The following is a 12,593-nucleotide window of genomic DNA, read 5'->3' as shown; positions in this document are numbered from 1 at the left end:
GTGAAGTAATGGAAAGTACAGAAAAGAAAGAAGCGTTAATGCGAATAAAAGCAGCTTCGAAAAATGAATTGTATCGAAAGTTATTTGACCAATATGGTACAGATTATTATTACGTTGTCGATGAAAGTGTAAAACGAAATATACCGTTTTTTTGGAAAAAGGATTATGAAATGTTAGTTGCTTTTCCAGAAGAAAAACAGGAAGAAGTGAATGAAGGTACAGCTCAATTTCATGAACAGTTAATGGATGTTGTGAATGATCCTTCAGAACAAATTGTGAAGGTGAATGGAATTCAATCAGTACTGCACAATTTAGAAAACGTAACGACTTCTATGTCATATGCGGCGATGCAAACAGGAAATAGTGAAGAATGGGCAAGAAAAAAAGAGAAACTATTAAAGCTGTTTGAAAAAGGAATCGTCGTTGTGAAACAGACGGAAGAAACGAAAGTAACGAAAAAGAAAAAAGTTGTGAAACAAGTCGTTTCGGTAAAGAAAGAAGAAGTAGTTCCAAAGAAAGAAAATCAAGAATCTGTACCGTTTATTATTCAAAAAGTAATTCGGATGCTAGAACAAAACGATGTGGAACAATATTTCATTTATGCATATGCTGAAAAGTTAAAAATAAAGTTTGAAAATGCAACGATGATTACGGAAGAAGAGGTTATCAGGTACATATTGGAAGATATGAAATCTCATTTCAATACGGAAAACGTCTTTGAAAAAGAAGTACAAACAATTGCATTAATAGGTCCAACTGGTGTTGGTAAAACGACGACACTTGCGAAAATGGCATGGCAATTTCACGGTAAGAAAAAAACAGTTGGTTTTATAACGACAGATCATTCTCGCATAGGGACAGTGCAGCAATTGCAAGATAACGTAAAGACAATTGGATCTGAAGTAATTGCTGTGCGTGATGAAGCTGCAATGACAAGAGCGCTTACGTATTTTAAAGAAGAAGCGCGCGTCGATTATATTTTAATTGATACAGCCGGAAAAAATTATCGTACGACAGAAACAGTGGAAGAAATGATTGAAACGATGGGACAAGTAGAGCCAGATTATATTTGTTTAACGTTATCAGCTTCGATGAAAAGTAAAGATATGATTGAAATCATTACAAACTTTAAAGATATTCATATAGATGGTATTGTGTTTACAAAATTTGATGAAACAGCAAGTAGTGGTGAATTGTTGAAAATTCCAGCAGTATCATCAGCTCCTATTGTATTAATGACAGATGGCCAAGACATAAGGAAAAATATACATATCGCTACAGCTGAACATTTAGCGAAACAAATGTTACAAACATCGTAGAAAAGAGGTGAAGAATAAGGCGCTTGCCTTATTCAAACGAATATGAACGGTCTTTATATAGGTTCTATGGGTATGATGAACTACATGCAGCGAATTAATGTTCATTCGAATAACGTTGCAAATGCTCAAACGACAGGATTTAAAGCAGAAAATATGACGTCTAAAGTATTTGATGTACAAGACACATATCGCCGCGGAGATGGGGCGGTAACAAATATCGGTTCGGTCGATTATGCTGTAGTACCAGCTGCAACACATGTGAATTTAGTACAAGGAAATATACAAATGACAAATAGCGCTACAGATTTCTTTTTAGATGACGGCGCAGCCGGCACAACATCATTTTTCGTTACTTCTAAAAATGATGAAACGTTTTTAACGAGAGATGGTAGTTTCACATTAAATAGTGATCGTTATTTACAAACATCTTCAGGTGCTTTCGTAATGGGAGAGAATAATGAACGTATTCGTATTCCAGAAGGAGCAAAGGTCGCTGTACAAGCAGATGGTACATTGTATGATGAGGTAACACAAAATAATATTGCCCGCTTACAAACGAAAACCGTAGACGCAGAAACAAACGCTCGTCTTGTGCAAAGAGAAAACAAAAGTCTGACACTAGCAGAAGGAAACATCGCTGATTTGCCGAACGGAACAGGGATAGTAAAAAATCATATGCTAGAAAATTCAAATGTTGATATGACGAAAGAGATGGCCGATCTTATGACGGATCAAAAGATGATTCAAGCATCACAGCGCATTATGACTTCATTTGATAAAATTTATGAAAAAGAAGCGAATGAAATATTGAGATAAAGGACTTCCAAAAGTGGGAGTCTTTTTTTATCCCGCTATTTGCCGGGCTGCCCGTAAAAGTCCGATTGGTGAGGGCTGATTAAAGTTTCACTTTATTATTGCTTTTATTACAGTTACATCATAAAATGATAATGATTATCAATATCATTTCATCTGTTTTCATAAGAATGGAATTTCATAATGATAGCAACATTTGTTTAACTAGGTAAATTAAAAATAAGGGGAAGGTGTGTATGTATGTCTACAAAGAGACAACTTTGCATTGGATTATGTTTAATTTCTAGAAAGAAAGAGGAAGATAGTGTATTTGATTCAGGAATTAACGAACAAGTAGAGCTGGCGAAACAGGCAGAAAAGGCTAAGTTAGATTTTGTTTTTAAAGCAGATTATTTAGTGGCGCATCCGGATTTAATTGCTCGGAATAAAGGGAATGTAATTTTAGATCCGACATTATTATTTACCGCTATTGCCTACGCAACAGAAAAAATTGGAGTCGTTACAACCGCTTCAACTTCATTTTATCCACCATATATATTAGCGAGGCAATTACAATCTTTGAATTGGATTAGTAACGGCCGAGTAGGGTGGAATATTGTCACGTCTATTGACGGTGCTGAAAACTTTGGTGAGACAAGGATGCCACCATCTGAGGAACGATACACGAAAGCGGCCGAATGTACAGAGTTAGTAAGAAAACTTTGGAGGAGCCATCCTTATGAAGTTTTGAAAATAGATAATACTGAAGTTATTAGAGAGATGGCCAAGCCAATTGAACATAGCGGTGAATATTTTGAGGTAAAAGGTCCACTGAATATTCCGCAGCATATTTCAGGAGAGATGCCATTATTTCAAGCTGGTGCTTCAGAGTCTGGTCGGAACTTTGCTGCTTCTGTTGCGGATGCGATTTTCGCTGCAACGCCAGATGTGGAGTCAGGTATTGAACTTCGTCAAGATTTAAGAAGAAGAGCAGAAAAATATGGCCGTAATCAAGATGATATACGTGTATTGCCTGGTTTATATTTCTTTATAGGTGATACATATGAAGAAGCGCTAGAGATGCATAAGAAGGCTCATCAACACCTCACAAAAGAGAAGAGATATACGTTACTTGAAATGGTTCTCGGATTAGACGCTAGAGGGATTCCGCTAGAAAGTAAAATTACAGAAGAGATGCTGCCAAGTCAGGAGCGAACTGTTCGCAGTAAAACACATGCCGAATTATTACGGAACTTTATTATTAAAAACGAACCCACCGTTGAACAAATATTAGAACGACCAGAAGTTGTTGGTTCTGCTCACTGGGTTGCAATTGGTACACCAAAAGATGTATTTCAGCAAATTATGGAAAGGTTTGAAGGAGGAGCGTTAGATGGATTTATTGCTATTCCAGGAGGACCCCCAAAGTCACTAAATCTATTCTTTAGTGAAGTTATTCCTTTATTTGTGAAGACCGGTGTATTTAGAGAAGAGTATACGGGTTCTACTTTACGTGAACATCTGGAGGAGAACTTATCAAATACTTTGCAGTTAAAATAAGTAGAATAGTATGTAGAAAAAGCCTTTCGTAAGAAGGCTTTTTTATTTTTGGTATAAATTTCAGAAGTATCAATTGACTTTGTAGGTCTGATTTTTTATATTAGTAGGTATACTAATAACTACTAATATATATGTATCGTTTTGAGATGAGAGTTATATAGAATGTGAGGGATTACTGATGGATGAAATTATAAAGGAATTACAAAAGTTAGGTTTTTCCCAGTATGAATGTAAAGCGTATATTGGCCTATTGAAACATTCCCCAGTAACTGGATATGAAGTGAGTAAACAAACAGGGGTACCTCGTTCGATGATTTATGAAGTGCTCGGTAAATTAATGGATAAAGGAGCAGTGCATATCGTTCCGTCAGAACCTGTGAAATATGTACCAGTACCAGCTACCGAATTAATGAATCGAATGCGAAAAGATTTTGAGAAGTCCTTTGAATTTTTAGACGAGAAATTAAATTGTTTAGAGCAAGAACGACAAATAGATGTAATTTCGCATATTCGCTCAAACGATCGTGTTTTAAAAGAAATTTGCAATATAATTAATAGGGCAAAGGAAGAGTTATGGATTTCTGTATGGGAAGATCAAGTGCATGAAATTGAGCCATATATTCATCAAAAGGAAGCGGAAGGTGTACATATATTTTCAATCTTATTTGGAGCTCCAGAAACAAAAATAGGCGCGACGTTTCACCATAATTATATGACGCCCCACGTTGTTGAAAAGAGAATGGGTGGTCATTTAACTGTAATCGCGCGTGACGGGGAAGAAGTATTAATTGCGAACTTCTCAAATGATAGCACTTCATGGGCCGTTACAACGTACGATCCAGCTTTAGTTCTCGTTGCTACAGAGTATGTTCGGCACGATATTATGGTGGAAGAGATTACGAAGGAATTTGGAGCTGATAAATTAGATACGTTGTGGCGTGAAAATATAGATTTAGTTCATGTCGTAACAGGAAAACGAATTTTGGAAGGAATGGAGGATGATAGAGATGAGTAAAGCTCAGGCACATGTAGCTTTGCAGAGCGATGATACATTCCAGCAAGGAGTAAAAGATTGTTTACCAACTGTCTTTGGTTACTTGAGTATAGGTATAGCAGCTGGTGTGATTGCAAAAACAGCAGGTTTTTCTATCATTGAAATTGCATTTATGTCCACTTTAATTTATGCAGGTTCTGCCCAATTTATATTAGCTGGTATGTATGCAGCCGGTGCTCCTGCTTCCGCAATTATTTTCACTGTATTTTTTGTTAATTTACGCCATTTATTAATGAGCGCAGCGCTTGCACCGTACTTTACGAAAATTCCTCTATTTAAAAACTTAATCATCGGTTCGCAAATTACAGATGAAACTTTCGGCGTTGCAGTGCAGCATGCTGCGCAAAAAGGATATTTAGGTGAAAGATGGATGATCGGGCTAAATGTAACAGCGTATTTAAATTGGATTCTTGCTACTATTATTGGTGGGCTGTTTGGTGAGTGGATACCAGATCCACATACATACGGGATGGATTATGCATTACCAGCGATGTTTATCGGATTATTTGTTCTTCAGCTAATAAGTAGTAAACCAAAACTAGTAATTCATTTAAGTGTAGCAATTGTAGCGATTATTATCGCATACGTTTCACACTTATTTATGCCAGATAGTGTAGCGGTTATTATCGCAACATTACTAGCTGCGACGATTGGAGTGGTGATTGAAAAATGGAAATGAGATTAGATGTATTAGTACTTTTACTAGCAGCAGGAGCTGTCACGCTTGTACCACGTATTCTGCCTCTTCTCGTATTTAGCAAACTACAAATTCCAGACTGGGGTTTAAGATGGTTAAATTACATACCAATTGCGATATTAGCAGCCCTTTTAGCACAAGTATTATTTATGCATGAGACGATGCAGTGGGATTACCTTATCGCAGCAATTCCAACATTTCTGGTCGCAATTTATACGCGTAGCTTATTAGGTACAGTATTAACTGGAGTGATTGTGATTATTTTGTTACGTTTCTTTTTCTAAAAAGGATTCAGCTCATATTATAGCGAAAGATGTAATAACATAAATTGTATAGGGGTGGTGTTATGATACTTTTAACGATAGGAGCAATATTGTTAACGTTGTTTATTTTCTTTATTATCGGCTTCATTACATTTATGATGTTTGTTGATAAGGCGACACCTCAAATTTATTATACACCTTGTGAATCAGTGACAGTGAAAGCTAAAGGTAAAAATAGAAGGAAGAAAAGTTGAATGTTAGCTTTTCTTCCTTCTCCTATTACATCCCCGAAAGAACTAACAACAATAACCCAAATAAAAAACTAGTCAAGGAAAGAAAACTGATACATATCGAGAATACACGATTATTTCTCCATTCGCGCCAGAAAGCGATAAATCCTAAAATACAAAGGAAAAACCAAATGGGCAGGAATATGAATTGGCTAACTTTCTCAGGAAGTAACGTATAAAAAGTTGTTACATATAAAATCCAATTTGTAAAAAATAAAATACAAACGATAATAGATTGTAAGTGGGGGCGTTTGAAAAACTCCCCTTTTTTTACGGTTATAAAAATGATAGTTAGCGCTGTGAAAAAGGCAATGAATATGAAAAGAAGTAAGAGTAATGTAAGTGTCATTTAGAACTCCTTAATAAGGTTCTTGCAAGAAATGAATCTATTATATTGTATGCCTGCTTTGTAGAGTTCTCGCTATATTTTTCAGTGTACGGATTTAGAAATCCATGTTCACCGTGTAGTTGTTGTATTTCTAGTAAAGGATTGTTTTGTTGCTGCAATGTTTGAATTAAAGAGGATACTGAAAAATTAGATTCTTTTTCAGGGAAGATAAGTAAGGCAGCGCATGTTGGTTTCATATGAATATAGTCACGTATGCGGGAACCGTAACATCCGATAATAAAATCTAGTTTCGGATTGTTACTACATAGCCATGAGATGGTAGCTCCAACACTAAAGCCGATAAGTCCGATATGTGTGTAACTAGTAGAAAGATTAGTAATGAATTCTTCAATTTGCTTTTTTCCATCATCAAATCCAATATGAGTCACAAAATGATGGTATGATTTCTCTTCATCACTATAATGAAATGCATGTTGCGATTGTAGAAGGTTAGGACAGAATACATCTATATGAGATGAAGTGAAGTGGTGGGTAACGTGATGCATATGGTCGTTCATGCCATATATTTCATGAACAATAACGAGAGCTAATTTTTTCTTCATAGTTACAATGTACCTCTACGAAACTTAAATTCTTGCTCAACACGGCAGATGCGCAGGTGGAAGTTTTCATACCATTGCTCACGACCTCTTTTTTTCGCTTCTTTATGTAAGGCGTTCTTCTTCCAATTTTCAATTGCTTCAAGTGATTCCCAATAAGAAATTGTGATTCCAAGTCCTGAATGATCTCGTGCACTTTCTACATCTAAAAATCCAGGTTGCTGCTTTGCAAGTTCTTCCATTTTTTCGGCAACAGTACTATAATCTGTTGTATCATTTGATAAATTAGAAGTGAATATAACTGCATAATAATGGCTCATTTTTTGTGAAGTATTTTTCATATACATTCCCCCTTTAATAAATAGTTTAGCATGTAATAAAAAGAAAAGAAGCCATGGCTCTTTATTAATATTTCGTTCGTCCATTGTTATTAAAATGAAGTAAGAAGTTTCTATATTGATGTTCAGAATTTAATTGTTATTAAATCTTAAAATCTCTATATAAAAATGTATAAATTAGTAATTTATCACATATTTTGTTAACAAATCGCTTGATTTATATTAGAATAATATGTATAAAGTATATTTGTATAATATGTTAATAAACTTTATTGAAGGAGGTGACCTCTTTGCACAGTAGGATAAAAGAAAATAAAAAGGTATTAAACGTATGTGCAGTTGTTATGATTTTATTCTTGATATTATCTCAATTACAATTTTTAAGTCCAATTGATACGGCAACGGCAGCAGTTACGGATGAGCAAGGTTTTGATACACCAACCTATCAATCTATTCATAAAGGTGATATGTATTCTACCGGAAATGTGAATTTAGGTATTAAGGCCACTGAAGATCAGAAGAAAACGGCATTGTATTCCGATATTACGTATACTTACGGAACAACACCGAATGGTTATATACGTGAATTAATTGATGTGGATGATGATCCAACAACTACAAATTCATCTAAGGCATATATTCCTGTTCCAGAAGATGCTGAAATTGAATGGGCTGGATTATACTGGAGTTCTACACGTTACGAATTAACGCAACAACAGTATGCAGCACCAGTTAAGTTTACTACACCGGCAGGGAAGAACTTTCAAGTACAACCAACTAATACGTATTACGGAAGTGGCTTGCTTTATGGTTTCGGTATTGATGGTACTTATTATTCTAACTATGCAGATGTTACAAAGCTTTTACAGTCCTCTAATTCAAAAGGAGGAAGCTATACTTTAGCAAATATCCCTTATCCAAATACAAAACTTGCGTATAATTCTGGATATTATTCTTTTGCTGGTTGGTACATGTTAGTAATTACAAAAGATAAGTCAAAAACAAGAAAAGCGTTTACTGTTTATGATGGTGGATTGAAAAGAGCTACTGGATCTGGTGAAAAAGAATTCACCATGAAAAACTTTATGGCTTCAAAAACTGGAGATTTAGATCCGAAAGTTTCTGTTTTCGCTGTTCAAGGTGATAGATATTGGACAGGTGATAGACTGTTTGTCCACACAGATAACGCTTGGAAGGAAATTACTGATAAGCTGAATCCAGCAGGTAATATATTTAATTCCACTATTTCTGAATATGAGGAACATATGCGAGATAAGTATCCAGGTACATTTAACCCAGATTATAAAAATAATTTAGGGATTGATGCAGATTTAATTAAGCTACCGACAGGATATATTAAACCAAATCAAAAGGAAATACGTTTAAAAGCTGCTACATCTGGTGATGATTACGTACTAAATACATTGGCCTTTGCAGTAAATGCAACAGCGCCAGAGCTTGTAATCGATAAGGAAGTAATAGATGCAAAAGAAAAATATGAGCCAGGTGATGAAGTTACATATCGTTTACGGGTGAAAAACATTGAACCGAATTCGAGTTCTGTTGATACAAAAATTGCAGATGTTTTAGATTCGCGTCTAGAATTTGTATCAAATTCGGTGAAAATCATTTCTGGTCCGAATGCCGGAAATCAAGCAGAGCAGGTTGACTATGATGCAAAGACAAGAAAGTTAACAATAAGAATTGGTGAGGGAGCAAATGCTACGAAAGGTGGAATCTATACGGATAAAACACCTGAGACAACCGTTGAATTTAAAGCGAAATTAAGGGGAGAAAAGGTAGAAACAGAAGTCCCTAATATCGCTGTCGTTCAAGGGATTGATGAGTTAACAGGAAGTAAGGTTGAAGCCAACGATTCTAATAAAGTAGTAGTTAAAGTATTACCAGAACGAGAAGAGAAGCCTGGGAAGTTAGTTGCTACTAAACTAGCTAAAGATATAAACGGTGGTACGCTGAAAGTTGGCGACCGGTTAGAGTATACAATTCATGCTAAAAATAGTGTGCCAGATTCTATCTTAAAATCAGTTAAGATTACGGATAAACTTCCTGAAGGAGTAGAATATGTTCCGAACACGTTAAAGATAAACGGGAAGGAACAAACGGATGTTGAAGATGAAGATCATGCACATCTAAAAGATGGAACGATTTATGCTCATTTCGGCGACCTTAAAGGCGAGGAAGAGAAAGTAATCACGTTTGAAGTTGTTGTAAAACCGGAGATGGCAAATAAGAAAATCAAAAATATAGCAATTGTTGAGACGGATAGTTCGAAAGATAAGGAGAAGCCAGAAGTTGAAACACCGGTTGATCCGTTGTCTGGACAACTAGAATCGAAGAAAGAGATTATTGATATGAGGCAAGAAAAATTTCATGTCAATGATGAATTCGAGTATCAAATTAAAGTTCGAAATAAGGTGGAAAATGGGCTTATTAAAGATATGCGTCTAACGGATAAACTTCCTGAAGGTATAGAGTATATTGCTGGTAGTATGAAATTGAATGGGAATTTACTGACAGATGCAGTTGACGAAGATGAAGGATCGTATGGGGATAATACAATTAAAGTAAACTTTGGTGACGTACTTGATACAGAAGAAAGAATTGTAACTTTTAAAGTGAAAGTTACGCAAGACGCATTAAAAACGAAAGAAATCGAGAACATAGCGGTTGTTGAGGGGAAAACACCAGATAATGAAGATTTACCACCACAAAAACCGAATGTAAAAACAAATGTAGAAGCAAAGGAACCACAGGTAAGAAAGATGGTTTCGGACGCGGATGAAAAAGAAGTGGAAAAGGCAACATTACAAAGTTTAGGCGAAGAGTTTACATGGCATGTAAACTATAATTTTGGTAATGATGTTATGAACCTTGAAAAGGTTGTATTGCAGGATAATCTAGAAGATATTTTAACTATCAGACAAGTACAACTTGTAAACAGTGATGGAGAAGAAATAGAAGTTATACCGCAAATTGATGAACAGTTAAAGAAGGTAAGTATTGAGTTACCAAAGCGGGATGGAAATTATAAGTATCTTGTAAATCAATCTTATACAATGCACATTAATTCAAAGCTAAATGTTAATGTAAATGCAGATATACTAGCGAAATACAATGCAAAGAATGGCATTCCAAATAAAGCAGAGTTACTGTTTGACCAGAAGAAATACGTATCAAACGAAGTGTTTGTAGTACCGCCAGCATTAGAGAAATTTGAGATTGAAAAAGTAGATGCGAACAATGAAAATCTCAAATTGGAAGGCGCAGTATTTGAAGTGATTAGTAAAGATGGAAGCATAGTATGTAAATTAATAACCGATAAAGATGGTTTGGCAACTTCTATTCCATTAATAGCTGGCAAATATACATTAAAAGAAGTACAAGCACCAAAAGGATATATGCTGATGAGAGAGCCAGTAGAAATAGAAGTGAAGTCTGGAATCGATTCACAAAAAATAAGAGTAGTAAATAAGAAGAGTGAATTTGTTATTCCAGAGACTGGCGGAATAGGGACAATTATTTATTATGCAATTGGTGGAATATTGATGTTTGTTACATTATTCCTCTTTATTAGAAAGAGAAATAATGAGAGATAGAAATAACAAAAGCAATGCAAATGATAGGGAGTGGACAACAATGAAAAAGATTTTTAGTTTATTTTTAATCTGTATGTTAGCTTTTTCAACGTTATCTAACATGATTGTTAGTGCGGAATCTAGAAGTACAGGTACTTTAACGATTCACAAGTTTGAACAAAGTAAAGATTCTAAAACAACTACAGAAGGTAATGGGAAAGAAGGACAACCTGTTCCAGAAGATGCAAAACCTTTAGAAGGTGTAACTTTTGAAATTAAACGAATTAAGTCATTTGAAAAAATTTCAAATGATGGAACTGTTATAAAAGAAGAAGCAAAGCCAGTAAAAGACGCTGCAATTACAAAGGTAACAAATGCAAAAGGGGAAGCTGTTTTTACAGATCTTCCACTAGGACGTTATGAAGTAAAAGCTATTAAAGGTCCAGAACATATTGAATTGGATACGACTACTTTTATAGTTGATATTCCAATGACAAGTACAAACGGTAAAGAATTAAATTATGATGTTCATATTTATCCTAAAAATGAAACAAAACGTGGTTCAGTAGAATTCGTAAAGAAAGGTGAAGGAGGTAAAGTATTAAAAGATGCAGAGTTCCATTTATTCAAAAAGAATAAAGATGGAACAAGTACACAAGTTAAGACACCAAGCTCATTAGTGACAGGGGAAGATGGTAAAATTCGTGTTGATTCTCTAGAATATGGGGATTATTATTATTTTATTGAGCATAAGGCTCCAACAGATTATTTAACTAGTAAAGAGGAGCGTCCTTTCTCTATTAAGGAATCTGGTAAAGTAGTTAAGCTGGACGATATAAAGAACTATAAAGAACCTACTATTACTAAAAGTATAAATAATGGTTCAAAAGTAGCCGGAATTAATAAAGAAACAGATTATACGTATGATATTAAAACGTTACTTCCAGAAGATATTAAATCATATAAAAAATATGTCGTAACAGATATTTTAGATGATCGTTTGGAAATAAATGGTCAACCGATTGTTATGGTTGACGGAAAGAAAGTTGAAGAAGGTAGTGTAAAAGTAGTTGTAGAAGGCCAAAAAGTAACAGCTACGATTGAAGATTTTTCAAAAATAAATGGAAAAGAGCTTCATTTACAAATTACTGCACAAATTAAAGGTGATGCTCAACCTGGAATGAAAATTCCGAACAAAGCAGTACTTGATTTTGTAAACAAAGATGATATTTCATCAGAAAAAGACGGAAAACCATCTAATGAAGTAGTAGTTACACCGACAGTAGGGAATATTAAAATTGAAAAAGTTGATGGTAAAGATAAGGCACTTAAATTAGAAGGTGCGAAGTTCCAATTACAAGATAAAAAAGGTAATGTTATAAAAATTAATGGGAAAGAAATGACCGATGTAACGGATGCAAATGGTATTATTACATGGAGTGAAATACCGTACGGTGAATACCAAATTGTTGAAACAGAAGCACCAAAGTATAAAGATAAAGACGGTGCAGTCGAGCACTATCAAAAGTTAAGAGATCCGATTGATATTACAATTGATGAAAAACATCAAAAAGTAGAGCTGCAAGTTGAAAATAATAAGAGTGGTTGGATTATTCCAGCAACAGGTGGAATGGGAACAATTTTCTTCACAGTAGTTGGTCTTTTATTAATGGCGGTAGCAGCATTTATTTTCTTTAGAAAGAAACCTGTTAAGAATGCTTAATTGATTCTTTATA

At 34.9% G+C, this 12,593-nt stretch carries 12 protein-coding genes; 9 read left to right on the top strand and 3 right to left on the bottom strand.

Features of this window, described 5'->3' with window-relative positions; genetic code table 11:
* Positions 1 to 8 precede the first annotated feature (8 nt).
* The 7 genes from COK05_RS15535 (at position 9) to COK05_RS15505 (ending at position 5,939) form a co-directional block, all read left to right on the top strand.
* The gene (locus COK05_RS15535; RefSeq protein ID WP_098613290.1) at positions 9 to 1,319 is read left to right on the top strand and encodes an ATP-binding cassette domain-containing protein; all 1,311 of its coding nucleotides are present in this window, start codon (positions 9 to 11) and stop codon (positions 1,317 to 1,319) included.
* 42 nt (positions 1,320 to 1,361) lie between these two features.
* Positions 1,362 to 2,135: a flagellar basal-body rod protein FlgG gene (locus COK05_RS15530; RefSeq protein WP_098613289.1), complete on the top strand. Its 774-nt coding sequence runs from the start codon at positions 1,362 to 1,364 to the stop codon at positions 2,133 to 2,135.
* 237 nt (positions 2,136 to 2,372) lie between these two features.
* Positions 2,373 to 3,671 (top strand): NtaA/DmoA family FMN-dependent monooxygenase, encoded by a 1,299-nt coding sequence (locus COK05_RS15525; protein ID WP_098613288.1) that lies wholly within the window; start codon positions 2,373 to 2,375, stop codon positions 3,669 to 3,671.
* Positions 3,672 to 3,849: 178 nt separating this feature from the next.
* The gene (locus COK05_RS15520) at positions 3,850 to 4,686 is read left to right on the top strand and encodes a TrmB family transcriptional regulator (protein WP_098613287.1); all 837 of its coding nucleotides are present in this window, start codon (positions 3,850 to 3,852) and stop codon (positions 4,684 to 4,686) included.
* Entirely contained in the window at positions 4,679 to 5,404 is a 726-nt protein-coding gene (locus COK05_RS15515) for an AzlC family ABC transporter permease (RefSeq protein WP_098613286.1), read from the top strand. Before COK05_RS15520 ends, COK05_RS15515 begins: the two co-directional genes overlap by 8 nt.
* Positions 5,395 to 5,706, top strand: coding sequence for an AzlD domain-containing protein (locus COK05_RS15510; protein ID WP_098613285.1), 312 nt, complete (start codon positions 5,395 to 5,397; stop codon positions 5,704 to 5,706). The genes COK05_RS15515 and COK05_RS15510 overlap by 10 nt, the downstream gene beginning before the upstream one ends.
* Positions 5,707 to 5,768: 62 nt before the next feature.
* Positions 5,769 to 5,939: a DUF3951 domain-containing protein gene (locus tag COK05_RS15505; protein WP_016717085.1), complete on the top strand. Its 171-nt coding sequence runs from the start codon at positions 5,769 to 5,771 to the stop codon at positions 5,937 to 5,939.
* A gap of 25 nt (positions 5,940 to 5,964) precedes the next feature.
* Here the strand turns inward: COK05_RS15505 and COK05_RS15500 are convergent, their stop codons facing one another.
* Genes COK05_RS15500 through COK05_RS15490 form a run of 3 tightly spaced genes read right to left on the bottom strand, consistent with a single transcriptional unit; the run spans position 5,965 to position 7,264 of the window.
* Positions 5,965 to 6,324: a hypothetical protein gene (locus tag COK05_RS15500; RefSeq protein ID WP_098613284.1), complete on the bottom strand. Its 360-nt coding sequence runs from the start codon at positions 6,322 to 6,324 to the stop codon at positions 5,965 to 5,967.
* Complete coding sequence (locus COK05_RS15495; protein WP_098613283.1) at positions 6,321 to 6,926, bottom strand: dienelactone hydrolase family protein; 606 nt, start codon at positions 6,924 to 6,926, stop codon at positions 6,321 to 6,323. Before COK05_RS15495 ends, COK05_RS15500 begins: the two co-directional genes overlap by 4 nt.
* Positions 6,927 to 6,928: 2 nt before the next feature.
* Positions 6,929 to 7,264, bottom strand: a complete 336-nt coding sequence (locus COK05_RS15490; RefSeq protein WP_098613282.1) for an antibiotic biosynthesis monooxygenase family protein — start codon at positions 7,262 to 7,264, stop codon at positions 6,929 to 6,931.
* A 287-nt stretch (positions 7,265 to 7,551) separates the two neighbouring features.
* Here COK05_RS15490 and COK05_RS15485 point away from each other — a divergent pair, with 287 nt between their 5' ends.
* Together COK05_RS15485 and COK05_RS15480 are read left to right on the top strand one after the other, a co-directional pair.
* Entirely contained in the window at positions 7,552 to 10,878 is a 3,327-nt protein-coding gene (locus tag COK05_RS15485) for an isopeptide-forming domain-containing fimbrial protein (protein ID WP_098613281.1), read from the top strand.
* Between the two features lie 40 nt (positions 10,879 to 10,918).
* Positions 10,919 to 12,580 (top strand): SpaH/EbpB family LPXTG-anchored major pilin, encoded by a 1,662-nt coding sequence (locus COK05_RS15480; protein WP_098613326.1) that lies wholly within the window; start codon positions 10,919 to 10,921, stop codon positions 12,578 to 12,580.
* Positions 12,581 to 12,593 lie beyond the last annotated feature (13 nt).

It is taken from the genome of Bacillus cereus (assembly GCF_002567495.1).
Taxonomy (GTDB): domain Bacteria; phylum Bacillota; class Bacilli; order Bacillales; family Bacillaceae_G; genus Bacillus_A; species Bacillus_A cereus_AQ.
Note: the sequence above shows the minus strand (reverse complement) of the source record. Positions and strands in the feature narration are given on the sequence as shown.

What these genes read in the sequence shown, in the direction of transcription:
- COK05_RS15490 (WP_098613282.1), bottom strand. Translation starts at nt 7,264, where the DNA reads ATGAAAAATACTTCACAAAAAATGAGCCATTATTATGCAGTTATATTC.
- COK05_RS15500 (WP_098613284.1), bottom strand. Translation starts at nt 6,324, where the DNA reads ATGACACTTACATTACTCTTACTTCTTTTCATATTCATTGCCTTTTTC.
- COK05_RS15535 (WP_098613290.1), top strand. Translation starts at nt 9, where the DNA reads ATGGAAAGTACAGAAAAGAAAGAAGCGTTAATGCGAATAAAAGCAGCT.
- COK05_RS15480 (WP_098613326.1), top strand. Translation starts at nt 10,919, where the DNA reads ATGAAAAAGATTTTTAGTTTATTTTTAATCTGTATGTTAGCTTTTTCA.
- COK05_RS15515 (WP_098613286.1), top strand. Translation starts at nt 4,679, where the DNA reads ATGAGTAAAGCTCAGGCACATGTAGCTTTGCAGAGCGATGATACATTC.
- COK05_RS15525 (WP_098613288.1), top strand. Translation starts at nt 2,373, where the DNA reads ATGTCTACAAAGAGACAACTTTGCATTGGATTATGTTTAATTTCTAGA.
- COK05_RS15520 (WP_098613287.1), top strand. Translation starts at nt 3,850, where the DNA reads ATGGATGAAATTATAAAGGAATTACAAAAGTTAGGTTTTTCCCAGTAT.
- COK05_RS15530 (WP_098613289.1), top strand. Translation starts at nt 1,362, where the DNA reads ATGAACGGTCTTTATATAGGTTCTATGGGTATGATGAACTACATGCAG.
- COK05_RS15495 (WP_098613283.1), bottom strand. Translation starts at nt 6,926, where the DNA reads ATGAAGAAAAAATTAGCTCTCGTTATTGTTCATGAAATATATGGCATG.
- COK05_RS15505 (WP_016717085.1), top strand. Translation starts at nt 5,769, where the DNA reads ATGATACTTTTAACGATAGGAGCAATATTGTTAACGTTGTTTATTTTC.
- COK05_RS15510 (WP_098613285.1), top strand. Translation starts at nt 5,395, where the DNA reads ATGGAAATGAGATTAGATGTATTAGTACTTTTACTAGCAGCAGGAGCT.